Genomic DNA, 23,425 nt, shown 5'->3' with positions numbered 1-23,425 from the left:
TATGCGGCCGCCAGCCAAGGAGAACGACATGAGCGAGAACCCCACCCACACCCCGCAGCCCAACCAGTGGCAGCCCACGAACCCGCCAGCGCCGCCGGTGAAGAAGAAGGGCTGGGTCCTGCGACACCCGATCCTGGCCGTCGGGATCGGACTCATCGCCATGTTCGGCTTCCAGGCTGCGCTCAAGGGCGGCGGTGACGACCCGACCACGGCGGCACCGACGACGACCTCCTCCCCCGCCGCCGCGGCCGGTGCGAAGACGCCCGCCAAGCCGGCCGTCCCTTCGGAGCCGAAGGTCGACCCGGACGACGTCGGCAACGAGGCGAACCCGGTGACGATCGTCGAGGGCAAGGCGTTCGACATCCGCAAGCTGGCGTACGCCGCCGGCTGGAAGATCACGAGCAGCGACTTCGGCATGGAGCTGAAGAACCTCAAGGTGACGAACAACCGCGACGATCGCGACGGCCCCTTCGTCGAGATCAAGTTCATGAAGGGCAACGAGGTGCTGGCGTCCCTCGACTGCACGTCGGACCAGATCCTCCCCGGCCAGACCGCGACCCTGAACTGCTTCGGGACCGACCCCAAGCCCAAGGGCTACGACCGGATCACCATCAACGACACGTTCTGATCCGGGCTTCGCCCGATCCATCCCTGGGGTATGCCGTGTGGCTGGCTTGGGTGGCTGCGCGCAGGGGCGCAGCCACCTGGGCCAACGGCGGCGTGGAGCCCTTCGTTGCTCAGCCCCTCGTTGCGCGGCAGGCGTAGACGGTCGAACCGGCATTGGTGTCGTACGTCGCGACCTCCGCGAAGGCGGCCTCCTTGAGCAATGGCAGGGCACCGGAGACACCCCACATCGACCCGAGGCTGGGGCCGCCGAAGAACTGGCTCTTGGGAAACAGGTTGCAAGGCACGTGAAGTACTCCCACGCCGAGTCCGAGTGCCGGTCGACCTCGAAGCCACCCGTTGCCGTGGCCTCGCACATGAGGAAGGTTCCGCCTTCGCGAAGTCCCTCGCGGGCGGCGACGAGGGCGCCAAGGCGGTCACCGAGATCGTGAATGGTGTCCAGCGCCGTGAGGGGGCCGAAGGACGCGGCTGGGATGTCGACGATGTCGCGTTCCTCGAGGTCGCCTCCGCGCCCGCCTCCGCGGCCTTGCTCCGAGCACTTGCGATGGCATCGGGTGCGAGGTCGTAACCCGTGTAGCGCGAGGTCGGGTTGGCCCGTGCCATGACGACGACCTCCATGCCGCTTCCGCAGCCCATGTCAAGGACGTCGGTGCCGCCGGCGCGAACGGCGGGGCCGGGCACGGCACCAAGCACCTTGGGCACGAGGTTCTTCTCGATCCCTTCGGCACCGAGTACGTCCTGGGCGAGAGTGCCTTCGGGCTCGTAGGCATCCGGCGCCACCCCACCCCCGTGGCGCACGGCATGGGTGAGCAGAGGAAGCAGGCGGGCGTCGCGATTCATCATCGCGGCGAAGACCCCCTGCGGCGGTCTCCGAGCGTCCATCACCGGCGAACCCGTCGAGCCCGGGCGCAGTTTGGCCACCGCCTGGCGGGTGACCGGGAGGTGCTCGCTGAGGCTCGTGGCGGTGCCCGGGCGGGCGATCAGGGCGTCGAGCATCCGCCGGCGCGTGGGGTCCCCGACTGCCGACCAGAGGTCGTCGTCGATGGGGGCGCTCGTGAGGGTGTTCATGACGCCGTGAGGGTTCACGCATAGGCACCCAACCGTGGCAAGAAGGTGTCCCATCCGTTCTCGTGGTCGCGGTAAACCTCTTCGAGGACGGCGACCTCCCAGCCCCGCTCCCGGAAGCCGGTCGCGGCGAGCCGCAGGATCGTACCAGTGGCCGAGGGCTCGAGATCGAAGGTCACCAGGAGTGAGTTGCCCTGCGTGGCCGCTTCTCCCTCGGACGTGACCCAGCGGAAGGAGAACCGGCGCGGCGGTCCACCTCAACGACGGTGAAGGACTCGACCTGGGCGCGGTCGCCCCAGACCACCTCACCGACGGCACCGGGTGCCACGTCGTTGAGGCTGGCGTCGTCGGACCACCACTCGCGAATGTGCTCCGGACGACTCACCACCTCAAAGACCACCTCTGGCGAGGCCTTGACGTGCACCTGTCCCTCCAGCGTTCCGAACCAATGACCAACCTCCTGACGTCCAACCTGTTGTTGCACGTCAGGAGACGCGAGACCAGTCCAATGAGCAACTTCTAGTTGCTCATGTCTCTCCAGGCAGCCCACGCCACAAGTTGGCGCGTCGCCGCGCATCCTTAGGGGTCAACGGAGGGCCCCATCGCACGCACCAAGTGCGCCACCCTGGCCTGATCCGGCATGGCCCAGTAAAGGGAGCGAGGCTCGAATAGGCAGTGGAGGGCACCGGCTGCCGCCAGCTCCTCGACGAGGTCAAGGGGACTAGCCACGGTGAGGCCGAGGAGTCGTAGGGACGACTTCGCCGCCAGGACGCCGGCATCCCGGGTCAAAAAAACGTCCATTCCAGACCGAAGGGCTTCTTCGACAAGTGCGCGGTCGTTTCCCGCCGGAACACGGTTCAGGAAAACCTGATCAGTTCTGTGCCAAGTCCATTGTTTTGGGCCATCGCTGCCTCCGCCATCTGCAACCAAGGCGATCGCCTGGAGGAACTCGTGCATAGCATGATGCCGTTGTCTTCGGCGTTCGCTCGACAAGGCCTTGCGCTTCGTGTCTCGTAGAAAGAAGCGAGGCACATGGAACCGGATGTCGCGTAGGACCCACAGAGTCACGATCAGTTGCAGACCCTCAAGTTCCTCGCCATAGGTTCCCGGCAGCGTGTCGGGCATCGATTCGCCGGACCAAAGGCGAGGACCGCGCTCAAAATAGTCGATCAGGAGATTTGTGTCCCAAGCAACGTGAAGGGGTCCGCGACCCGATCTGCCGCCAAACAGATTGGGGGCATGTTCGTAGACGAAGTGGGGGCCCTCAGGCAGGCTCTGGTCGCCAGTTGGCGCGTCTTGACTCGCTCGGGTTCGGGCGAGCATGGTGTTCACGAGCTGTACGCCATGCTCCTCGAGCGGATCAATGAAGTTGCCATACATGAGCACGTCCACCGCACGTCCGGTCACGCAAGACACCCTAGAGTGCCAATCGCTTTCGCGGCCTCGTGCCGACCCATCTCACGGATCACGTCAGGATCGCCGCCGAAGGCATGGCAATCCTCGAATCCCCCCACAATGGGCCCAGCACTGGTACAAACAGTTTCTATGGCCTTCGTTACGAACTTCACCAAGTCAACGTCAGACAAGACCAGTCGACACACCGAGTGCGAATGCGGCTGGAGAGTCACGGATCGCGACGGCGACCTTGTAATCCAGCTAGATACCTACGGCTCCGACGGTCGCTCGATCCTCGGCAAGGTCTCTCAGTCGCTTCAATTTGATCGAGAGCGCGCCAGCCAACTCGTCAACATCTTCAAGTCGACCTTTCCTGGTATTTGACCCAGAGATGGTGGGCCGCAGCCTAATCACTCGTGGATGGCATGGTCGCCGGCGCGGACAGCATCGACGACATCGAGATTTCGCTCTGGCCGCACGTGCGCCCTTGGTGAACGGACCGGGCGCGGAATCGGGCGCTTCCACGGTAGTGCAGACCCTGCTAGGCCCTGGGTAGTCACCTCGAACCGCCCACGCGTCGGCGCGCTGCGGCGCTGCACCTGCGGCAACAGCGGCGTCGACTCCGCCACGCTGACCGCACGTAGACGGATAGGAGACCATAGCCTCATGGTCTCTCCACCAGCCGTCGATCCCGCCGTCAGCGCTCGAATGTCTAACACACGTGGGCGCGACACGGCTGCCGAGATGTCGGTCCGACGCGAACTACACCAAAGAGGGCTGCGGTATCGGGTGAGCTACCGGCCCGTCCCCGGGCTGCGGCGGACAGCCGACATCGCCTTTCCCAGGCAGCAGATCGCGGTCCTCATTGACGGTTGTTTCTGGCACGGCTGTCCGGACCATTACCGACCCGCGACTGGCTCCCGTAGCCACTTCTGGGCCGACAAGATCGAGGTCAACCAGCGGCGGGACGTCGAGTCGTCCGACGCGTTCATCGCAGCCGGGTGGTTGGTACTCCGCTTCTGGGAGCACGAAGACCCTGCGAGCGTGGCCGACCAGATCTCCTCTACGGTTCGTGAGGCCGCCGAAACTATACGCTAGGTTTCCGACTCACCGCGTAAGTCACCTGCCTGCAGTCCGCGTCGACGATGTCGCACAGGCGCTTCACCAGTTCCCAATCGTCGCTCGGCAGCGAGGCACTGGTCGGCCTCGTGACGACGACGGTGATGGGTTTCAGGGGATCTTCGGCGCGGATCAGACAGGAATTCCAGATCAGCCCCTGGAGCGCGCTCAAGGGTCCCCAGATCACGAACATCGATTGGCCCTCTGGGTCCTTGGCGAAGCACCGCATGGGCTTCTCCTCGGTGGTGTCCTTCTTGGGCACCCACCGGTCTCCAAGGGCGAGGCGCACCACCGACTCGGGACCGGGATACGCGCGTTTCGTGAAGGAGGCGACTGGTCCGATACCTTCCAGCGCCCGACGGTATTCCTTGGCGGGACCATCCTTGATCCAAACCCTCACTTTGTCTGCCGGCATGTAGGTCGACAGCCGCCCGCCGATCTTCGGGTCCTTCACGAACCGGTCGTACATCCCGCTGGCCTCGGGCGAGGACAACTCCTCCCACCGCGCCGCGTCGAACTGGCGGACGAGCTCCTCGATCACCTCGGACCGCACGTCGGCCGGAATCGCCGCCATCAGACTCCCTCGATCGGCGGGAACTCGAGACGCACGCTGTCGTCCGCACCTCCCAGGTCGCCGACATCGGCCATCCACTGTTCGAGGAGATCCCGCACCTGCAGGTCCTCGAACAGGAACTGGCTGCTTCCCAGCGACACCTGTTCGATCTCGTCCTCGGACACCTGCTCGCGCATGTCGTAAACCTCGGCGAGACGCCTGACGTCGCTAACGAAGTCCAGCACCTCCACGTAGGTCTTGCCCTTCCGTAGTCGCAGGCCACGCCCCAACTGCTGGACGAAGATCCGTCGACTATGGGTGACACGCGCGAAGCACAGAATGTTCACATCGGGGACGTCCACACCCTCATTGAGGATGTCAACGGCCACCAGGATCGGCACCTCGCCGGACCGGAAGTTCAGCAGCCGCGCACGCCGCTCTCGACTCTTGAGATTGGCGTGCAAGGTCGACGTCCGCTCCCACCCGGGTCGACGCGAGATGAGGTCGCGCACCTGCTCGGCGTGCTCGATGGTCTGACAGAAGATGATGGCGCGGGGATTGGTCGTCCGATCCCAGACCTTCTCAAGGTGTCCCTTGACGGCCTCATCCCGCTCCGGGATGAACAGACGCTTATTCAGGTCCTTGATGGTGTACCCGTGCTCCGAGGCCTCTCGGACGAAGTCCCAGTCGATGTTGTCAGCGAACACCCGGTACTTGACGTCCGCCAGGTAGCCGAGCTTCATGCCCTTCGAGATCGACACCCGGACCACTGGCTCGCCGAAGGTTTGCTCGATGTCGTACTTGTCCCCTCGCCACGGGGTAGCGGTCACTCCGAGGCGCTTGGCCTTGGGCAGTCGGTCGAGCATCGTCGCGTAGTTGCCGGTCTCGCCAACATGATGCGCCTCATCCACGATGACGAGGCTCGGCGAGTACCCGGACGCGATGTAGTGCCTGGCGGTCGGCGCGACGCCGAAGGTCACCCCCGGTAGCGCATTGGGTTTGGACGAGCCATGGAGAAGGCGCGTAGGAATGTTCTTAGGGATGTCGCGCCACATCGCGCGTTCGAGCTGCTCCACCAGATCGACCATGTGCGCAGTGACCAGTACCTGAGCTCCAGGGTTCGCCAGCAGGAACCGTCTGAGCACTCGACCAGCAACGACGGTCTTGCCAAGCCCGGTCGCGAGATACACGAGAGCCTGACCGGTCTCGGTCAAGGCTCGCCACGACTCCTCGACGGCCCGGTCCTGATACTTGTGCAGGTCGAAAGACTGTGGGTTGTCGGGAGCACGCGCGTAGATAGTGGACATGCGGCCACCGTCCCAGAGGGTGATGTTGACGCCGACACCCCGCAACGCCTTTGCTCGTTCCGTGGCCTTCCGTGAGAACTGGCGGTTCGTCACAACCACAGCGCGGTGAATACCGTAGTGCTGCATCGCGGCGTGCGCTTCGTCCACGGCTTCGAAGTCAACGGATCCCGACATCTTCCACTTTGCCTGAAAGATCCAGTCCTCCCCTTTCAGGCGGCCAAGTACGTCGGCACCCTTGTCGCCGGGACCGTCCACGTTGACGACGTCGGTGAACGCGATCAGTCTGAGGAGCCTCTCCAGTTGTCGGGTGAACCCCTTCGGTCCCTCCTCGACCAGGAAGGATGGATCCAGAAAAGAGTTCGTCATTCCGAGACGATCTCCTCGTCGAGAAGTTCCGCTGTAAGCAGCAGCCGGGACAGCTCTACCCTTCGAGTGGGCGCTCCCGCAGTCATCCTGCGCAGATCAGCGAGCAGCGCGCCGACGCGCGCCACTTGATCCGCCTGCGTTTCCTCGCCAAGGGACGCGTAGGTGGCTCGGAACAGGGTGCCGTCCAGCACTAGCGCGGGGCTGTTGGTCACAAGGTCGTGAACGCCCTCGGCGCTCAGATACCTCCCGAAGTCGCCAATGTCGACGGCGGCGTTCCAGTCGATGTCCGGCGCGATGGTCACCGCGTTCGCCTCTGCGGCGCGACGAGCCTCCCCGGACAGACCGCTCCAGTAGGCGTTGGGATCCTTAGAGGCCAGATCGCCGAGGCGGTCACGCATGTCGTCGAGTAGCGAGTCCGCGCGCGCCCGCACGGCCGCAGCGTCGACCCTGCGATCGGGGAACTGGTCGAGGATGGACATTACGAGCTGGTGGATCGACCAGTCGACGGAGTACACGCTCTTGAGCTGAGGCGCGGCGCACACGAGTGCGACGTTCATCGGCGACCACGCGTACTGGGCGATGAGGGACGTGCCCGAGTCGACGTACACCTCGATTTCGCCGCCGACGATCTGGATCGCGTATGGCTGACTCAGGCCATCCTCGGTGAGTTCGACTCCGGACGTGACGTAGACGCGAAGCACGGGCTGCGAAGTCCCGATCCTAATCGCGCGGTCGGTATCGGGGATGAGCATCGCGGAAGCCCGGTATCGCGCGAATCGTTCCTCACGGGTCTCGGGCTTGACTGGTTCGGTCTCGGCGGCGTCTTCATCGTCGGTCGACTCGGTCGCGTCGTCTCCACCGCCGAGGTGCCCCAGGCCTTCGTCATCCAGCCAGTCGTCATCGTCGGTCGAAGGCTTTGTCTCAGCTGGTGGGCCGTCCTTGATTCGGTTATGGTCTGCCGCCGCCTTGTACCACTTCTCATCGGTCAAGTACTCGGGATCGCCGTCGCGGAACTTCGTCCCCCAGGACTTCGCCTGCTCGTGAATCGAGGTCTCGCCGTTACCCGGGACAAGATAACGCAACCCGGGCCTGGTCTCTCGGTACGCGTTGAAAAACTGGCTCATCGGCGAGCCGTTCTCGTGCCCCACCAGGCGCATCGCGTGCTTCGGTCGTAAAGGCTCCGGGCCCCGGACCTTCTCGACCATGAAGCGCCACTCCTGCGAGGAGGTGTCGAAGTTGGTCTTCCGGACATTCACGGGCGCGTGGTCGAGGTGAAGCTCACCAACGATGCGCCCCATCCCGAGCTCGATGGGGTACTCCAGCTCGAAGTCGCCGTCCGGTGTCTCCCAGTTGAACAGCGACTTGTCCTGGTAAGTGATGGCGCGGCCGTGGCGCAGGAACGTCAGGCCGAAGTCCGACTTGTCGGCGTAACGCTGGATGCCTAGCCAGCCGCGGACCTGTCGCTCCTGCTCCTTGATGTCGGTGCTCTCACAGTCGATGCATTTCTCGTAGGCCGTCGTGTACCAGCGTCCGCAGTTCATGCACGCGTAAGCGTTGGTGAGCGGGATGTCGATCTTGGTCGCGGTCGGGACGGGAGCGCCCTTGTAGATCACCGAACGGCTCGGATCCCAGATGCACGGAAGATGTGGCGAGACCGCGCGCTCGTTCACATACAGCCGCTGATCCGCGCCACCCATCAGCTCGGCGCCGGAGTGGCCGCCCTGTGGGTCACGAAGCATGAACGTGTAGATGCGCCCCAGGTGCGCCATCGTGTCCCTCACCGCACGAGTGGATCTCAGCCGAGTCACCATGTCCTCGCGCAGTTTGGTGACGGTAACCAGGGTGCCGTGCTCCTCGCGCGCCTTGTCCTCATAGCGCAGCGGAACGTCGTAACTCGCCTGGCGCTGCATCGCCAGGAGATCGATGGTCGCGATGACCCACTGGTCGTCGCCGTTGCAGCCGGTCCTCACCTCAGTGATGGCGCCCAGCCGCGCCGAGGCGATGTTAAAACCCATCCCGAACAGGCCCAGACTGCCGAAGCGCTGTTTGCCCGACGTACCCGCGCTGAGCGCGTCCTGGAGCTGCTCCGGCGACATGCCACGCCCGTTGTCACTCACGCAGATCTCCGAGGACTTCTCGGCCGCCCCGGCGGTCGGAAGTGTGACGTCGATCCGCGGTTCCAGAGTCGGGTCCTGGGCCGATGCCTCGACCAACTCGTCCAGCGCATTGTCGATCAACTCACCTAGGCATTGGTGAAGCTGAAGGTCGACCTCCGCGATCATCTCCAGAATCCGTGGAGACGGCGTGAGGTTGAGCGTAGCTGGCTGCGTGTCGGTCATAGGTCAATCCCCTCCTTGATCAAGGCCTTGTGGACACTTTCTGCGACGACCTGCCCGAGTAGCACCGGTACGGCGTTGCCAATCTGACGCATCGCCTCGCCCCAGGAGCCATGGAGCTCGTAGTCGTCGGGAAACGTCTGGAGTCGCGCGCTCTCGCGCACCGTGAAGTATCGGATCGAGCCGTCGATGTCCCTGAGCATGTTCTCGCCACCCGGCACCCCGTGATAGCCCGCCTTTAGCGTCTTGGCCGGCATGTCCCGAGGGCTACCTGTGTGGCCCGGGTACGACCTGGCTCCCGGCTGGAGCACATGGTTGAGCACGGCCTTAGACGGCTTGAGGGTGGGTTCGGGAAGACCGACTAGGGCATCGCGTACGGTGCGCCAGCGCTGTCCTGGCTCGGCGTCGAGAGACTTAAGGATGCCGGTCTTGGGTGCCTCAGGTCGCTTGCTCTTCGGGACCTCGTGCTCTTCCCAGTACTCCCCAGTGACCCATTGCGAATGCAGCAAGACCTGCTTGGAGTGCGTGCGAGTTGGGAAGGTCCAATCGACATCGAGGTCTCCCCGGAACCCGACGATGAAGACCCTGTGCCGCTGTTGCGGTACGCCGTAGTCGGCGGCGTTCACTATGTTGGGGACGACTCGATAGCTCAGGTTGTACCGTCCCCGGTTCTCGCTCGCCATGCGTAGCCGCAGCAGATGCTCGATCCACTCCTCGTCCCGCTTGGCTGTGAGGGTGGGCAGCGTGAGCCTCAGTTGGATGTACTCGAAGTAGTCGGCGAAAGCGGCGCGGGTGAGCCCTCGGACGTTCTCCAGGATGAACGCCTTCGGCTTCAGCTCCGCGATGATCTCCGCCGTCGCCGGGAACATGTCGCGGGGATCATCGGCGGCTTTGGCTCGTCCGCCGGCCGAGAATGGCTGACAGGGCGGGCCTCCCGCCACCAGTGTGATGTCGTCGGCCACCCCCGACCAGTCGAAGTCGCGTACGTCGCCCTCGTGGACGTTCCAATCGGAGACGAGTTCGTGACCGCGTCGCTTGTTCTCCCTGACCGTGTCGCACGCCCATTTGTCTCGCTCCAGGGTGGCGACGGAATTGAAGCCAGCGATCTGGCATCCAAGCGCCAAGCCGCCCGCTCCGGCGAATAGCTCGACGCTAGTGGGACGAACCGGAGCATCGTCGACGACGGAGAGAACGGAGGGCTTCGCGAGCGGTACGGCAGGGACGACCGCAGGGGCGGACATGCGCTTCCTTAAGTGCTGGTGGCAACTGGACCCATCCTGCCGCAAGCCACCGAAGGTTCGTCGGCACCCCGCCGAAGTGGCATGGATCGAATCCGTCGTTGGGGCCTAACAGCAGAAGTTGAGGGCGGTGCGTGGTCGACATCATTCATTGGGAAAGGCGCCGCATCAGGACTCGATCTCGTTGATCTCCGTAAGTGCCTTACCCAGACTGCGATCACACGCTTGTTCCAAGTGATCGCTGCGGGGGCCAAGGCGTCCGCACCTTTTTCGGAGGCTGCGGTGTCCTGGATTCGGCGAACGTCTCACCGGTAGGGGTCACGGAGCCCTCCCTCAGAGTCTCTGCATAAAGCATCGACCTGCCCGGCACAAGCGTTTGCCCGGGCAGGTCGATCTCCCACTTGATCAGCTGCAGCCGCTGGTGCTTCCGCAGCCTTCGCACACGTGGCAGGACCCGGCGGGGCGCATCTTCGTGCCGCAGGTCATGCACATCGGCGCGTCTGCGGAGACACCCAGGAAGTTCTCGAGCGTCTCGGCCAAGGAGTGCACGTCCGAGGAGATCTCGGGCGAGGCCGCACCGGCACCCACCTCGCTGGCATGCTCTACCGCGTCGACCGCCGGCGAGTCACCCTTGGGGCCACCTCGGCCGTCTTTCTCGGCGAGGACGCCCCGACAACCTGCGAGTACGACTCAATCCCGTCCTCGAGTGCCTCGGAGTCGTCTCCCTCGACCGTCGACGGTGCGTACGAGCCCGTCTCCAGCTGGCGCAGACGCTCCTCGGCGGTGTGGATGCCCATGAACGAGCGAGCCTCGAAGTCCATGTGGTCCAGCGCCAGGCGACGGAAGACGTAGTCGACGAGCGACTGACCGTCCGGAATCCTGTTCGCCGGTGATGCCTAGGAGATCCTCACCTGTGCTCAGGTCTGGCAGGCAAGAGCTAGGCACACCTAGGAGGTGGGTACGGACCCGACTCATCTGAGGCGGGGCCGGCTCCTGCCCCTCGAACGCATCGAGAGCTTCATGCTCGAACGGACTCGGGCCGATCCCAATCGACGACGGGTCTAGCCGGACAGCTCCTCGAGGAACTGTCCGACTGAGTCCAGGACTCCCTCGCCGTCCTGGCCTTCTTCCACCAGGGTCGCCACTCCCGATCCCACGATGTACGCCATCAGGTAGGCCGCGTTCCCCTTGTAGTTCTTGTCCAGGTCCGCCAGCGACGGGCCGGGAGCCAGTTCCTGGGTCCGCGCGAGGTCGGCTTCCCGGACGCGCGTGAACAGGCTGTTGAGCATGTCGAGCGCCTCCTCACCGCGGCGTCGCCCAGCCAGGATGATGACCTCGGAGGGCGGGCGTGGAATCACGACCTGCAGGGGCTCGCCATCGCTCCCCTGACCGCCGAAGTTGTCGCCGAACGCCACGAGCGCCATGAAGCACGCGTACGTCAAGGGGTAGCCATGCTCGTCCCACGCCTCTCGACTGGCGTCGAGCAGCTTGGCCGGGGACTGCTGGCTGGAGATGAGGTCTAGAGCGCGTTCGGCTGAGGGGTGCACCCCGTCACCTTAGTTCTCCGCGTACCTGAGGCTTGTCCCCCAGACGTCTCCCCCCAGCCAACTGGTGGCTCTCAGCCTCGAACGCCGAGCCATGGCGAGGGCAAGACGAACGGCCCCGAGGAGGTCCTCGGGGCCGCTCTTCTAGCTACTGCTGGATCAGCTGCAGCCGCTGGTGCTTCCGCAGCCTTCGCAGACGTAGCACGAGCCTGCCGGGCGCATCTTCGTGCCGCAGGTCATGCACATCGGCGCGTCCGCGGAGACGCCCTGGAACTTCTCCATCAGCTCAGCCGAGGAGTGGACGTCGTCCGAGACCTTGCGGGCCGAGGCCGCGCCTGCACCGGACTTGACCTCGCTGGCGTGCTCCACGTCGTCAACGGCCGGCGAGTCCCCCTTGGGTGCCACCTCTGCCGTCTTCTTCGGGGAGGACGCACCCACACCCTGTGAGTACGACTCGATCTCGTCCTCGAGTGCCTCGGTGTCGTCACCCTCAACCGTCGACGGGGCGTAGGAGCCCGTCTCCAGCTGACGCTGACGCTCTTCGGCGGTGTGGATGCCCATGAACGACCGGGTCTCGAAGTCGAGGTGGTCCAGCGCCAGGCGGCGGAAGACGTAGTCGACGAGCGACTGACCCATCCGGATGTCCTGGTCGTCGGTCATGCCGGCCGGCTCGAAGCGCATGTTCGAGTACTTCTCGACGAACGTCTCGAGCGGCACGCCGTACTGCAGACCAACCGACACGGCGATGGAGAACGCGTCCATGACACCGGCGAGCGTCGAACCCTGCTTGCCGAACTTGAGGAAGACCTCACCGAGGCGACCATCGGCGTAGGTGCCGGCGGTGAGGTAACCCTCGGCGCCACCGATGGCGAACGACGTCGTCTGCGAGGAGCGACGCTTCGGCAGACGCTCACGCGTCGGGCGGTAGACGACCTTCTCGACGACCTGCGCCGGGCCGGCAACAGCACCGGCAGCCGCAGCAGCGACACCGGCAGCCTTGTCGGTGGCAGCATCCTTCGCGGTGGAGCCACCATCGGACAGCGGCTGACCGACCTTGCAGGAGTCGCGGTAGACCGCGAGCGCCTTGAGGCCGAGCTTCCAGCCCTGCATGTAGACGTCCTGGATCTCCTCGACCGAGGCGTCCTCGGGCAGGTTGACCGTCTTGGAGATGGCACCGGAGAGGAACGGCTGCGTGGCCGCCATCATCCGCACGTGGCCCATGGCCGAGATGGAGCGCGCGCCCATGGCGGTGTCGAAGATCTCGTAGTGCTCGGTCTTGAGGCCGGGCGCGTCGATGACGTGACCCTTGTCGGCGATGAACTCGACGATCGCCTCGACCGTCTCCTCCGTGTAGCCGAGCTTGCGCAGGGCACGCGGGATGGTGAGGTTGACGATCTGCATCGAGCCGCCACCGACGAGCTTCTTGAACTTGACGAGCGAGAAGTCCGGCTCGATGCCGGTCGTGTCGCAGTCCATCATGAAGCCGATGGTCCCGGTCGGCGCGAGCACCGACGCCTGGGCGTTGCGGTAGCCGTTCTTCTCCCCCACCTTGACGACGGCGTCCCACGCCTTCGTCGCAGCGCGGTGGATGTCCTTGTCCATCGTCTGCATGGTGCGGATCGAGTCGTTGGCCGAGGCGTGCTTGCGCATGACTCGCTTGTGGGCGTCCGCGTTGCGGGCGTACCCGGCATACGGTCCGACGACACCGGCGATCTCGGCGGAACGCTTGTAGGCGGCACCGGTGAGCAGCGACGTGATCGACGCGGCGAGCGCGCGGCCACCGTCGGAGTCGTAGCCGTGACCGGTCGCCATGAGCAGCGCGCCGAGGTTGGCGTAGCCGATGCCGAGCTGGCGGTAGTCACGAGTCGTCTTGGCGATCGGCTCGGTCGGGAAGTCCGCGAAGCAGATCGAGATGTCCATCGCCGTGATGACGAGCTCGGCGACCTGCTGGAACTTCACGACATCGAACGTGTCGTCGTCCTTGAGGAACTTGAGCAGGTTGAGCGAGGCCAGGTTGCACGAGGAGTTGTCGAGCGACATGTACTCGGAGCAGGGGTTGGACGCGGTGATGCGGCCGGTCTCCGGGTTGGTGTGCCAGTCGTTGATCGTGTCGTCGTACTGGATGCCCGGGTCGGCGCACTCCCACGCGGCCTTGGCGATCTTGCCCATGAGCTCGCGGGCGTCGACGGTCTCGATGACCGAACCGTCGCCACGCGACTTCAGACCGAACTCGGTGCCCTCCTCGACGGCGCGCATGAACTCGTCGTTGACGCGCACCGAGTTGTTGGCGTTCTGGTACTGCACGGACACGATGTCCTTGCCGCCCAGGTCCATGTCGAAGCCGGCGTCACGGAGGGCGCGGATCTTGTCTTCCTCGCGGGCCTTGGTCTCGACGAACTCGACGATGTCGGGGTGGTCCACGTCGAGGACGACCATCTTGGCCGCACGACGGGTCGCTCCACCGGACTTGATCGTTCCCGCGGACGCGTCGGCGCCACGCATGAACGACACCGGACCCGAGGCCGTGCCACCTGAGCTGAGCAGCTCCTTCGAGGAGCGGATGCGCGACAGGTTGAGACCTGCACCCGAGCCGCCCTTGAAGATGAAGCCCTCCTCCTTGTACCAGTTGAGGATGGAGTCCATGGAGTCGTCGACGGCGAGGATGAAGCAGGCCGAAACCTGCTGCGGCGAAGCCGTTCCGACGTTGAACCAGACCGGGGAGTTGAAGCTGAACACCTGGTGCAGCAGGGCGTAGGTCAGCTCGTGCTCGAAGAGCTCGGCGTCCTTGTCGGAGGAGAAGTAGTCGTGCTCCTTGCCCGCCTTGACATAGGTGAGGACCACGCGGTCGATGAGCTGCTTGAGCCCGGTCTCGCGTGCCTCGGTGCCGACGGCGCCGCGGAAGTACTTCGTCGTGACGATCGTGGAGGCGTTGACACTCCAGAAGTCGGGGAACTCGACCCCGCGCTGCTCGAAGATCGTGGCGCCGGTCTTCCAGTTCTGCTGGACGACGTCGCGCTTCTCCCAGGTCACCTCGTCATAGGGGTGCACACCGGGCGTGGTGAAGATGCGCTCGACAAGCACACCCTTGCCCTTGGCCTTGCGTGCCCCTGTGCGTGCGCCGGCGGTCTCCGTCATTGCCTGACTCCCTCTTCTGCCCGGCTCATCCCGGGCGTTCGTATGAACTGCATCAATTCTTGCGGTGACCACTGACAGTGGTCAGGTGCTGCTGGTGGTGTCGCCTTGTCATGGATCTGGCGACAGAAGTTCTGTGTCTCTAGGGTTGCCGGGTATGCCGTGTGCTGCGGTGCCGCTGCCCTGCCCGGTCAGCCCGGCGGGGCGACCGGGGCACCCGGCCCGCGGGCCGGCATACCCCTTGGTGGTTCCTCGCCCGTGGCTTCATCGCGCTCGACGCGCAACAGGGTGATCGCCTGCTCGAAGTCCTCGAGGTTGTCGAAGGCCTGGTAGACGCTGGCGAACCGCAGGTAGGCGACCTCGTCGAGGCAGCGCAGCGGTTCGAGGACGGCGAGGCCGACCTCGTGGGCGTCGATCTCGGCCTGTCCGGCGCCGCGGATGCTGTCCTCGACCTGGTGGGCGAGGAGGGCGAGCTGGTCTTCGGTGACCGGGCGGCCCTGACAGGCCTTGCGGACGCCGACGAGGACCTTGGCGCGGCTGAACGGCTCGGCCGCTCCGGACCGCTTGACGACGGACAGTGCCGCGGTCTCGACGGTCGTGAAGCGCTTGCCGCACTCGGGGCACTGGCGACGGCGGCGAATGCTCGAGCCGTCGTCGGTGGCGCGCGAATCCATGACGCGGGAGTCGGTGTGGCGGCAGAACGGGCAGTGCATGAAACCGACTCCTTTTCGCGTCTGTGACCCTCATCTGGGCCGGGATTGGGGACAACTCTGGGGACGGTCTGGGGACAACCTGTGGAGAAGTGCCCCGCCCCTGTGAACCACATGTGGATGAACTACATCGGTGTAACCACTAGATGTAGTAGCCAGTATGCGCCGCTGTGACACACGCCGCAAGCCCATCCGCGTGGCGAGTTCACCGTCGGCGTGTCGCCGCCCGTGAACCCGACTTCGTGCCCCACACGGACATCCCACCCCCGCTTCGTGCCCCGCACGGACATCCCTGGTCGCTCTGTCAGAGGTCGGTCATAGCGTTCGGGGCATGACACTGAAGCTGGCCATGATCACGACCGACACCACTGACGCAGAGGAGCTGGGCGCATGGTGGGCGCGGGTGACGGGAGCCGAGATCGCCGAGACCAATGACGGCTGGTTCGTCATCGTCAAGGGCGGCTCATTGCCCGTCACGCTGGCCTTCCAGAAGGTCGAGGACCCGACTCTGGGCAAGAACCGCCTGCACCTCGACCTGACCACCGAGGATCTCGAGGGTGCGACCGAGCACCTTCTTGCATCCGGGGCAACGCTCGTGGAGCGCCGAGGTGACGAGAACTTCGCGTGGCACACCCTGGCCGACCCGCAGGGCAACGAGTTCTGCATCGCCGGAGAGCACGCCGCCTGACAGAACACCGCCACAACGCGACGTATGCCGCCAGCTCGCGAGAGCTGCCGGCATACGTTGCACGGTTCTTGCGTCTGCGGATTCGGCGGCTAGAGCGACCACATCCGCAGACGCAAGGCAGTAGGTCAGATCGTGGGCCCCTGGGAACGGAGCTTGTCGACCTCACTCATGGCCTCGCGCAGCTGGCCGAGCCACTCGTCCGCGTGCTGTCCGACGAGTCGGACCGACCACGCGAGCGCGTCGCTGCGGGAGCGGGCCACGCCGGCGTCGACGAGGGTGTCGAGGACCTGGCGCTCGGGCTGGCGCAGTCGCGTCATGACCGGCGCGGCGAGGTGGGTGAACAGTGCCGTCCCGTCTCCGAGCCGCACCCCCCAGGACACCTTGCGCTGGTATCGACCCTCGGCTTCGCGGGCGATCTCGATGCGTCGTTCCTTGGTGTCGGAGCGCCAACGGCTGACGCGACCTTCGGCCTCGGCGCCTTCGAGCTTGGCGCCGCCGTCTGGCTCGGGCAGGGTGCCGATGACGGTGATCTCGTCACGGTCGACGTTGACGTCGACCTCGGTGAACCAGTCCTCGGGCAGGCGCCCGTTGAACCAGTCCTGTGCATCGTCGGCGCTGGGGACATCGGCCTGCTGCCAGCCGCCGGGGCGACCCATGCCGGGTCCGCGTCCGCCGCGACCGCCGGGACCCCGACCGCCGCCCCGGGGACCGCGTCGCTCGCCGCCTTCGCCGCGAGGACCGCGTTCGCCGCGGGGAGTGTGCTCGGAATCTTCTGGACTGAAGTGTGTGTGGTGGGACCTCATGGGGGTCTCCCTTCCTGTGGTGGAGCTCTGCGTCTTGCAGTGCTTACATGATTACACAACTGCAGACGCAAGAGAATTGTTCCCACTGGAACTCCGACGAGGTCCAGCACCACGCAACGCACAACTGCCGGGGGTGAGCGGTGTGCCCACCCCCGGCAGTCAGGGATACCTCAGTGCTTCTCGACGAGCTGGTGCGTCAGCTGACGGCCTTGAGGGCGTCGACCATGCCCTCGCCGAAGTAGCTGTTGTCCTGCGTGGTCCCCACGCAGGCCGGACCACTCGCGGTAGAGCAGGCCTTGTCAGTGGCGTCCGCACGCAACTTGGCCACCATCTGCTCGGGCGTGAGTTCCGGGTGGGCGGACTTCATGAGCGCGAGGACGCCCGCGACGTGCGGGGAGGCCATCGAGGTGCCGCTCTTGGTGCCGTACCCGTTGTTGCGCACGATCGTCGAGAGGATCGAGCTGCCGGGGGCGGAGACGTCGATGACGCCCAAACCGCGGTTGGAGAAGTTCGACAGCGCGCCCGTTCGGGTGGCCGACGACACGGTGGCGACACCGGGCAGTTCGGCCGGGATGTCCTGGCAGTCGTTGTTGATGGTGCGCAGGACCGGCGTGGTGTCGTTCGGGCTGCCCGGGTCCTTGAACTTCGACTTGTCGGACAGGTCGTACGCCGAGTTGCCTGCGGCGGCGGCGTGCACCACACCCTGCTTGGTCGACCAGGCAACAGCGCGGCTCACGGCTTCCTTGGCTGCGGCCTGGTCGGGCTGGTCGCTGCACCAGAACTCGAACGGGTCGATGTAGTAGCTGTTGTTGGTGACGTCCATGTGCTTCTCACCGGCCCAGATGAAGCCACACACGGCGTACTCCGGGTAGATGAAGCCCTGGTCGCTGACGACCTTGACTGCGGCCATCCGCACGTTCGGCGCCACTCCAACGATGCCCACTCCGTTGCGAGGAGCAGCGATGGTGCCCGCGACGTGGGTGCCGTGGTCACTGGTGGTGGGGTACCAACCCGTCGCGGAGGTGTCCGGGCGCCCGGCGTCAGTGCAGTTCACCGAGTCGGCCACGTCGATGTTGGCCTGGAGGTCCGGGTGGTCGGGGTCGATCCCGCTGTCGAGGACTCCGACGAGCACATTGCGGGAACCGTCGGTGATCTTGTGGGCCTGGTCGGCCTTGATCATCTGCATGTCCCACTGCTCGCCCTCACGGGCGTCGGTGGTCGCGGCCGGAGTGGTGGGAGCCTCGACGTCGCCGTTCGTGGACTTCTTGGCGCCCTGCTTGTAGCCGCTCGCACCGGGGCCCCACGGGGCCTGTGCGTCCGCCGGGGTGCCCTCGAGGACCTCGGCGGTGCGGCTCGCGCCGACCGACTCGAGTGCCTTGCCACCAAATGCCCGGACGTCTGCCCGGAAGGCTGACCTCTGGGAGTGGGCCACGACCACGCCAATCTGGGGCCAGCTCTGGACGACGACGCCGCCAGCCATGGCCACGGCCTTCTCGACCAGACGGGTCTGGCCCGGGTTCGCGACCTTCGTGTTGAGGATGTAGCTCATGGTCATACCGTCCGGCGTGGCAATCGGCACGGGGGTCGAGGCTTCGGTGATGGAAGCGGATGCCACGGTGGGGACACCGCCGAGCAGGGCGACAGCAGCTGCCGCCGTCACTGCGACGGCGAAGGTCGTCCGCCGACGCTGGTTGAAACGAGTCATGCTCACTCCGTTGTGAGGGTCAGCCGTCCGTGACACGAACGGGCCCCTTCATCGAGGGGGCGGCACCATCTTGCCCGGTCCGATCGGAGGTTCACCAGTGCCCACTCCCGCGAGGGCGCAGGACAGTGTCGGTCGTACGCGTCAGGATGCACTCATGACCGCAACGACCAGCGAGCACACATGGGAGACGCATCCGGTCACGCCCGACCGGTTCGAGGACTTCGCCGACGTCATCAACAAGAACCGACGACAGACCCACTGCTGGTGCGTGTCCCACCGACTCGCCGCCGCTGAGATCACCGAGCTTGGCGGCAAGGGCAAGGATCAGCGCGAGCAGGCGATGCGGTCCCTGTGTGAGCGCGAGTACCCACCAGGCGTCGTCACCTATCTCGACGGCGAACCGGCCGGCTGGTGCAACATCGGTCCCCGTTCGGAGATCACCCGCCTCAACCGCTCCAAGCTCATGCTGCCCACCGATGACGTGCCGGTGTGGAGCATCGTGTGCGTCGTCGTCCGCAGCGGCTTTCGCAGACGCGGTGTGACACAGCACCTCATCGACGGGGCCGTGGACTACGCGGCAGCGAACGGAGCCCCGGCCGTCGAGGCGCATCCTGTCGATCCCCCGGGACGCATGGATCTCACGATGGCGTTCGTCGGGACCAGGGCGATGTTCCAGCGGTCCGGCTTCGAGGTCGTCGGCACCACCTCGGCGACAGCGAGCCAGTTGCCGCGCTTGACCATGCGTCGGACGCTGTCGGTCTGAGAAGTCATACTTTTCGCATGACTTGGGGGCCATCGATCCGTGCGGCCGCGACCGCACTCACCACCATCGCCGTTGCAGCCGTGGGGCTGGTCGCCACGGCGAGCGTTGCGAATGCCGAAGGAGGACTCGCCGAGAAGGGCAAGGCGACCTACACCGTGCCGGGCGACGGCAAACCCATCACCGTCACCCAGACCATGACCGTCACGAATCAGAGTCCGTCGACGGCCACGAAGTACTTCTTCTGGACCGGCTACCCGCTGTGGCTGCCCAACGGTGGAACCAACCTCAGGGCAACCTCCAACGGGTCGCCCATCTCGGTGAAGTTGACGACCGTCGAGGGCCAGAAGTACGCCGACGTCTCCTTTCCCAAGCGGTTGCAGTACGGCCAGACCCGCACGTTCACGGTGACCTACACCATTCCTGGCGCTCCCCCGCGGTCCCTGAGTCCGGGTCGGGTGGGCACGGGGTTCGCTGCGATCGACGTCTTCTCGCCCGGTGAGGATGGCGAGGCCGCCATCGACATCGTGGCGCCCAGGGCCATGACCGTCGACCTCTCGGAGCCGTACTCCGAGACCACCAAGGGCGACAACCGGATCTCCACCCTGAGCGGTGGCGGCTCCGACGGCCTCTGGTCCCTCCTGTCGCTGCGTGACTCGTCCCAGACCCTCAAGAAAGAGGTCAAGGTCGGCAACCGCACGTTCAACCTGGCGGCCTTCCCCGGCGACACGGCCTGGGTCGCGCACATCACCAAGAACCTTCCGCCGACGTTGCAAGAGCTCGAGAAGCTCACCGGGCAGAAGTGGCCGACGCCCACGACGAGCATCTCCGAGGACTTCAGCCGCCAGGTCTACGGCTGGGACGGCACCTACAAGCTCGGCAGCATCAACATCTCCGAAGCCCTCGACCCGGCACTGCTCGCCCATGAGCTGGCGCACGCCTGGTCCAACTACGACAATCTCGACCAGCGCTGGCTCACCGAAGGACTGGCGCAGGAGCTGGCAACACAGGTCATGGCCGCGACCAAGGGCAAGGACGATGACCGCGACACGGTCAGGCCCACCCAGAAGGGGGCCTTCCCGCTCGCCGAGTGGACCGACGAGTCCGACTCCGCGACCACCGCCGAGGACTACGCCTACCCCGCTTCCTGGAACGCCGTCCACGCTCTCGTCGCGGGCAGCACCCCGGCAGCAAAGCCCCAGCTCTTTCGCGCACTCACGACCAAGCGCACCATCTACGACGCCCCCGGCGATGGCACCCTCGCCGCCCAGGGCACGAGCTGGCAGCAGGCCTACGACCTGTTCGAGGTCACCGGCGGCAACAAGCAGACCCGCTCGATCATGACGGCATGGGTCACGGGCCCCAAGTCCGCCACCGAGTTCACCGCACGCGATGCCACCCGCAAGACGTACGCCACGAACGACAAGCTCGACGGCGACTGGGCTCTCCCGCGCGGAGTGCGCCAGGCCATGGCCAACTGGAACTTCGCCGTGGCCAAGGCCGGGCTCGTCCAGACCTCCGCCCTGTCCACCCAGGCGGGCACGGCCCAGTCCGCAGCCACGAAGGCCGGTCTGGACACCAAGGGTGTGCGGGCGGCATACGAGCAGGCGGGTGACAAGACCAGCTACGACGCAGTGGCGGCACAGCTGCGTGCCTTCAGTGCCCGGGCCGCGACGTATGGCGAGCTGCGCTCCGACGTGGATGACGCCAACCCCCTGGCCGTTCTGGGTGGCCTCGTGCTCCGGCCCGGAGCCGACCTCGAGCGCGCGCAGTCGGCGCTCGTCAAGGGCGACACCGCGGCGGCCGGCAAGGCACTCGAGAGAGCCGACTCCGCGGCGGGCATGTCAACGGCGGTGGGCGCCGGCCTGCTCTTCGGCATCCCTGCCCTGCTGGCGGCACTCTTCTTCGGGTTGCGCGGACTGGGGCGGCGTCGGGCGCGCTCTCGGGCGAAGGCGCAGGCCGACGCCCACGCGCTGGCTCACGCCCACGCACAGGCGCGGGCCCACGAGGCGGCCCTGGCGGGAACCCTCGCTCCGGGCCTTCAGCCCGGCGGCCTCGTTGGCGAGGTAGCGGTCGGTGAGGCCCTTGAAGAAGAGCCGCCCCATGACGACACCGAGTGGCCCCGCCTGGTCGACGGACAACCTCGCCCGGGTCACACCGCCTGACTGGGCCTCGACACTGTGCCGCGAGGTGTCGGTCCACTCCGACCAACGCTCGACGTCGGTCATGACCTCGCATACCCGCTCGGGCGTTGCCTGGATGTCGACCTCGGTGCTCTGCTCCATGGGGACATCCTCTCGAGGCAGGATGTGCCCATGACGCGAATCGTCACCCGCGAGTGGGTCATCCGCCGACGCCTCGCCACCCAACGCCTCTCCTCCGCCGCCCTCCCCCGGGCCGCGGACGCCGTGCGCCTGCTCACCTGCGTCCAATCCCAGGACGCACCCCTCGCGGCGCACTCCCTCGCGATGCGAACACGCACCACGGCGTATGCCGGTGTGCTGGCCGAGCAGTCGGCCGGCGGTTGGGTGCGCACCCACATCCTGCGACCCACCTGGCACCACGTCGCACCCGAGGACCTGCGCTGGATCCAGGCGCTCACCGGCTCCAAGGTCGAAGGCTCCATGCCTGCGCGACACCGCCAGCTCGGCATCACCCCGGAGATGAAGGAACGCGGACCCGAGTTGCTGCGCGAACTGCTGGCGGGCGGCAAAGCCATGACGCGCAAGGAGATCGGGCCAGCGTTTGCCGAGGCTGGCCTCCCAGGGCCGGGCGAGCCCATGGCACACCAGCTCATCGTCGGCGAGGTGCGGTCAGTGATCTGCTCCGGGCCACCCCGCGGGACCGAACACACCTACGTCCTGGTCGATGAGGTGATCCCGGCGGCAGAGTCGGATTCGTGGTCACGCGAGCGGTCGGCGGTCGAGCTCACCCACCGCTTCCATGCCGGACACGGCCCCGCATCAGAGCGTGACCTTCAGCGTTGGAGCGGCCTGACGCTCACCGAGATCCGTTCTGCCACAGCCGAACTCACGACTTCGCCATCCCTGCAGTCCTCACACCCGATGGAGTCGGTCGAGTGCCAGGGCGAGACGCTCTGGTTCGACCCCTCGGTGACGGCGCGCACGACACGCGACCACACGGCATACCTGCTGTCGACGTTCGACGAAGCGGCGCTGACCTATCCGACGATCGGGTTCACACGACGCAGCCGCGAGGCCGACCGGACGCGCCTGGTCTCGGAGGCCGGTGGCGGCATCGTCGTCGTGGACGGACATGACATCGGTACGTTCAAGCGCAAGGCCGAGGCCAAGCAGGCCACGGTGACGATCCGGCCCGAGGTCGACCTGAATCCAGCCGAACGGGACGGCATTGCCGAGGCGGCTGAGTTCCTCGCGGCCTTCCACGAGCTACCGCTGCGCCTCGTCTTCGCCTGAGACCGCGGCGTCCCACTCCTCCTTGAGGAGCGCATAGGTGCAGCCGTCGATCCAGCCGAGTTCGGCCTGCCACGAGTCCTGCACGCCGTACTGCTCCAGTCGCATGCCGACCTTCTCGAGAACCCGCCGCGAGGCGATGTTGTCGGCGTAGCAACCGGCCGTCACCCGACGCAGGCCCAGGTTGTCGAAGGCCAAGGAGAGCAGGTTGTGGGCCAGCTCCGTGGCATAACCGTGGCCCGCGTGCGCCGGGTCGAGGATGTAGCCGAGCATTCCCTCGACCTTGATGGACTCCGGCGCGTCGTCCTGGCCCATGCCATCGAGGACTTCCAACATTCCGCTGCCGATGTGCTGGTCCCCCACGAGGGCGATGCACGAGTGGTCGTCTGGATCCTCGACCGACGCGAGCCACTTCTGCCGGAAGGTCGCGGGATCGACGGTGGCCCGAATGAGCCAGCGTCGGACCTCGGGATCATTGCGGTAGGTCAGCATCTGGTCGATGTCGCCATCGGTCACCGGCCGCAGGGTCAGGCGCTCAGTCGTGCGCGGCCAGGCGATCTCGGGAGAAGTCATGCGCCATGCCTAACAGGCGAGAAGCCCTGACCGCCAACGCCTTTCCCCCCACCCCTCCCGTGCATTTCTCACC

The 23,425-nt window shown here is 65.9% G+C and carries 19 protein-coding genes and 3 pseudogenes; 6 read left to right on the top strand and 16 right to left on the bottom strand.

What is annotated here, in order from left to right; all coding sequences use genetic code 11:
• Nucleotides 1-28: 28 nt before the first annotated feature.
• Nucleotides 29-628 (top strand): hypothetical protein, encoded by a 600-nt coding sequence (locus ACFQRE_RS16305; RefSeq protein WP_380124420.1) that lies wholly within the window; start codon nucleotides 29-31, stop codon nucleotides 626-628.
• A gap of 109 nt (nucleotides 629-737) precedes the next feature.
• Here ACFQRE_RS16305 and ACFQRE_RS16300 read toward each other — a convergent pair whose 3' ends face one another.
• The 5 genes and pseudogenes from ACFQRE_RS16300 to ACFQRE_RS16280 form a co-directional block, all read right to left on the bottom strand.
• On the bottom strand, nucleotides 738-911 hold the full coding sequence (locus tag ACFQRE_RS16300) for a hypothetical protein (protein WP_380125879.1): 174 nt from the start codon (nucleotides 909-911) through the stop codon (nucleotides 738-740).
• 211 nt (nucleotides 912-1,122) lie between these two features.
• A pseudogene (locus ACFQRE_RS16295) lies at nucleotides 1,123-1,464 on the bottom strand (methyltransferase domain-containing protein); the annotation flags it as partial.
• Between the two features lie 242 nt (nucleotides 1,465-1,706).
• Nucleotides 1,707-1,880 (bottom strand): annotated as a pseudogene (locus tag ACFQRE_RS16290) (polyketide cyclase); the annotation flags it as partial.
• The gene (locus ACFQRE_RS16285) at nucleotides 1,865-2,113 is read right to left on the bottom strand and encodes an SRPBCC domain-containing protein (RefSeq protein ID WP_380124418.1); all 249 of its coding nucleotides are present in this window, start codon (nucleotides 2,111-2,113) and stop codon (nucleotides 1,865-1,867) included. The gene ACFQRE_RS16285 and the pseudogene ACFQRE_RS16290, both read right to left, overlap by 16 nt.
• A 155-nt stretch (nucleotides 2,114-2,268) precedes the next feature.
• On the bottom strand, nucleotides 2,269-3,096 hold the full coding sequence (locus tag ACFQRE_RS16280; RefSeq protein WP_380124416.1) for a hypothetical protein: 828 nt from the start codon (nucleotides 3,094-3,096) through the stop codon (nucleotides 2,269-2,271).
• 408 nt (nucleotides 3,097-3,504) lie between these two features.
• Here ACFQRE_RS16280 and ACFQRE_RS16275 point away from each other — a divergent pair, with 408 nt between their 5' ends.
• Nucleotides 3,505-4,182: a very short patch repair endonuclease gene (locus tag ACFQRE_RS16275; protein WP_380124414.1), complete on the top strand. Its 678-nt coding sequence runs from the start codon at nucleotides 3,505-3,507 to the stop codon at nucleotides 4,180-4,182.
• On the opposite strand, the gene ACFQRE_RS16270 is transcribed toward ACFQRE_RS16275, so the two are convergent.
• The 8 genes and pseudogenes from ACFQRE_RS16270 to nrdR form a co-directional block, all read right to left on the bottom strand.
• Nucleotides 4,172-4,777, bottom strand: coding sequence for a hypothetical protein (locus ACFQRE_RS16270; protein ID WP_380124412.1), 606 nt, complete (start codon nucleotides 4,775-4,777; stop codon nucleotides 4,172-4,174). The genes ACFQRE_RS16275 and ACFQRE_RS16270 overlap by 11 nt on opposite strands.
• Complete coding sequence (locus ACFQRE_RS16265) at nucleotides 4,777-6,429, bottom strand: helicase-related protein (protein ID WP_380124410.1); 1,653 nt, start codon at nucleotides 6,427-6,429, stop codon at nucleotides 4,777-4,779. The genes ACFQRE_RS16270 and ACFQRE_RS16265 overlap by 1 nt, the downstream gene beginning before the upstream one ends.
• Nucleotides 6,426-8,768, bottom strand: coding sequence for an ATP-binding protein (locus ACFQRE_RS16260; protein ID WP_380124408.1), 2,343 nt, complete (start codon nucleotides 8,766-8,768; stop codon nucleotides 6,426-6,428). The genes ACFQRE_RS16265 and ACFQRE_RS16260 overlap by 4 nt, the downstream gene beginning before the upstream one ends.
• Nucleotides 8,765-10,006, bottom strand: a complete 1,242-nt coding sequence (locus ACFQRE_RS16255; RefSeq protein WP_380124406.1) for a DNA cytosine methyltransferase — start codon at nucleotides 10,004-10,006, stop codon at nucleotides 8,765-8,767. Before ACFQRE_RS16255 ends, ACFQRE_RS16260 begins: the two co-directional genes overlap by 4 nt.
• A 402-nt stretch (nucleotides 10,007-10,408) precedes the next feature.
• Nucleotides 10,409-10,869: pseudogene (locus ACFQRE_RS20000) on the bottom strand (vitamin B12-dependent ribonucleotide reductase); the annotation flags it as partial.
• Between the two features lie 195 nt (nucleotides 10,870-11,064).
• The gene (locus ACFQRE_RS16245; protein WP_380124402.1) at nucleotides 11,065-11,550 is read right to left on the bottom strand and encodes a hypothetical protein; all 486 of its coding nucleotides are present in this window, start codon (nucleotides 11,548-11,550) and stop codon (nucleotides 11,065-11,067) included.
• A 156-nt stretch (nucleotides 11,551-11,706) separates the two neighbouring features.
• The gene (locus tag ACFQRE_RS16240) at nucleotides 11,707-14,682 is read right to left on the bottom strand and encodes a vitamin B12-dependent ribonucleotide reductase (protein ID WP_380124400.1); all 2,976 of its coding nucleotides are present in this window, start codon (nucleotides 14,680-14,682) and stop codon (nucleotides 11,707-11,709) included.
• Between the two features lie 188 nt (nucleotides 14,683-14,870).
• A complete protein-coding gene (gene nrdR, locus ACFQRE_RS16235; protein ID WP_380124398.1) occupies nucleotides 14,871-15,392 on the bottom strand; it encodes a transcriptional regulator NrdR in 522 nt (173 codons plus the stop codon).
• A gap of 328 nt (nucleotides 15,393-15,720) precedes the next feature.
• On the opposite strand from nrdR, the gene ACFQRE_RS16230 reads away from it, so the two are divergent.
• The gene (locus ACFQRE_RS16230; RefSeq protein WP_380124396.1) at nucleotides 15,721-16,077 is read left to right on the top strand and encodes a VOC family protein; all 357 of its coding nucleotides are present in this window, start codon (nucleotides 15,721-15,723) and stop codon (nucleotides 16,075-16,077) included.
• Between the two features lie 125 nt (nucleotides 16,078-16,202).
• On the opposite strand, the gene ACFQRE_RS16225 is transcribed toward ACFQRE_RS16230, so the two are convergent.
• Both ACFQRE_RS16225 and ACFQRE_RS16220 read right to left on the bottom strand, forming a co-directional pair.
• On the bottom strand, nucleotides 16,203-16,733 hold the full coding sequence (locus tag ACFQRE_RS16225; RefSeq protein ID WP_380124394.1) for a hypothetical protein: 531 nt from the start codon (nucleotides 16,731-16,733) through the stop codon (nucleotides 16,203-16,205).
• 343 nt (nucleotides 16,734-17,076) lie between these two features.
• Nucleotides 17,077-18,585 (bottom strand): S8 family peptidase, encoded by a 1,509-nt coding sequence (locus ACFQRE_RS16220; protein ID WP_380124392.1) that lies wholly within the window; start codon nucleotides 18,583-18,585, stop codon nucleotides 17,077-17,079.
• 154 nt (nucleotides 18,586-18,739) lie between these two features.
• Here ACFQRE_RS16220 and ACFQRE_RS16215 point away from each other — a divergent pair, with 154 nt between their 5' ends.
• The 3 genes from ACFQRE_RS16215 (at nucleotide 18,740) to ACFQRE_RS16205 (ending at nucleotide 22,782) form a co-directional block, all read left to right on the top strand.
• A complete protein-coding gene (locus ACFQRE_RS16215; protein WP_380124390.1) occupies nucleotides 18,740-19,348 on the top strand; it encodes a GNAT family N-acetyltransferase in 609 nt (202 codons plus the stop codon).
• A 17-nt stretch (nucleotides 19,349-19,365) separates the two neighbouring features.
• On the top strand, nucleotides 19,366-21,510 hold the full coding sequence (locus ACFQRE_RS16210) for a hypothetical protein (protein ID WP_380124387.1): 2,145 nt from the start codon (nucleotides 19,366-19,368) through the stop codon (nucleotides 21,508-21,510).
• 150 nt (nucleotides 21,511-21,660) lie between these two features.
• Nucleotides 21,661-22,782: a winged helix DNA-binding domain-containing protein gene (locus tag ACFQRE_RS16205; RefSeq protein ID WP_380124385.1), complete on the top strand. Its 1,122-nt coding sequence runs from the start codon at nucleotides 21,661-21,663 to the stop codon at nucleotides 22,780-22,782.
• Here ACFQRE_RS16205 and ACFQRE_RS16200 read toward each other — a convergent pair.
• Nucleotides 22,756-23,352: a GNAT family N-acetyltransferase gene (locus tag ACFQRE_RS16200; RefSeq protein WP_380124382.1), complete on the bottom strand. Its 597-nt coding sequence runs from the start codon at nucleotides 23,350-23,352 to the stop codon at nucleotides 22,756-22,758. The two genes, ACFQRE_RS16205 and ACFQRE_RS16200, sit on opposite strands and share 27 nt — an antisense overlap.
• Nucleotides 23,353-23,425 lie beyond the last annotated feature (73 nt).

The organism is Knoellia pratensis, assembly GCF_042666395.1.
GTDB classification, from domain to species: domain Bacteria; phylum Actinomycetota; class Actinomycetes; order Actinomycetales; family Dermatophilaceae; genus Knoellia; species Knoellia pratensis.
This window is presented reverse-complemented; position numbering and strand designations above follow the sequence as displayed.

Excerpts from the sequence above, each read along its gene's own strand:
- ACFQRE_RS16275 (WP_380124414.1), top strand. The coding sequence starts at position 3,505 with ATGGCATGGTCGCCGGCGCGGACAGCATCGACGACATCGAGATTTCGC.
- ACFQRE_RS16260 (WP_380124408.1), bottom strand. The coding sequence starts at position 8,768 with ATGACCGACACGCAGCCAGCTACGCTCAACCTCACGCCGTCTCCACGG.
- ACFQRE_RS16210 (WP_380124387.1), top strand. The coding sequence starts at position 19,366 with ATGACTTGGGGGCCATCGATCCGTGCGGCCGCGACCGCACTCACCACC.
- ACFQRE_RS16215 (WP_380124390.1), top strand. The coding sequence starts at position 18,740 with ATGACCGCAACGACCAGCGAGCACACATGGGAGACGCATCCGGTCACG.
- ACFQRE_RS16255 (WP_380124406.1), bottom strand. The coding sequence starts at position 10,006 with ATGTCCGCCCCTGCGGTCGTCCCTGCCGTACCGCTCGCGAAGCCCTCC.
- ACFQRE_RS16205 (WP_380124385.1), top strand. The coding sequence starts at position 21,661 with ATGACGCGAATCGTCACCCGCGAGTGGGTCATCCGCCGACGCCTCGCC.
- nrdR (WP_380124398.1), bottom strand. The coding sequence starts at position 15,392 with ATGCACTGCCCGTTCTGCCGCCACACCGACTCCCGCGTCATGGATTCG.
- ACFQRE_RS16270 (WP_380124412.1), bottom strand. The coding sequence starts at position 4,777 with ATGGCGGCGATTCCGGCCGACGTGCGGTCCGAGGTGATCGAGGAGCTC.
- ACFQRE_RS16230 (WP_380124396.1), top strand. The coding sequence starts at position 15,721 with ATGACACTGAAGCTGGCCATGATCACGACCGACACCACTGACGCAGAG.
- ACFQRE_RS16200 (WP_380124382.1), bottom strand. The coding sequence starts at position 23,352 with ATGACTTCTCCCGAGATCGCCTGGCCGCGCACGACTGAGCGCCTGACC.
- ACFQRE_RS16240 (WP_380124400.1), bottom strand. The coding sequence starts at position 14,682 with ATGACGGAGACCGCCGGCGCACGCACAGGGGCACGCAAGGCCAAGGGC.
- ACFQRE_RS16220 (WP_380124392.1), bottom strand. The coding sequence starts at position 18,585 with ATGACTCGTTTCAACCAGCGTCGGCGGACGACCTTCGCCGTCGCAGTG.
- ACFQRE_RS16265 (WP_380124410.1), bottom strand. The coding sequence starts at position 6,429 with ATGACGAACTCTTTTCTGGATCCATCCTTCCTGGTCGAGGAGGGACCG.
- ACFQRE_RS16225 (WP_380124394.1), bottom strand. The coding sequence starts at position 16,733 with ATGGGTCGCCCCGGCGGCTGGCAGCAGGCCGATGTCCCCAGCGCCGAC.
- ACFQRE_RS16305 (WP_380124420.1), top strand. The coding sequence starts at position 29 with ATGAGCGAGAACCCCACCCACACCCCGCAGCCCAACCAGTGGCAGCCC.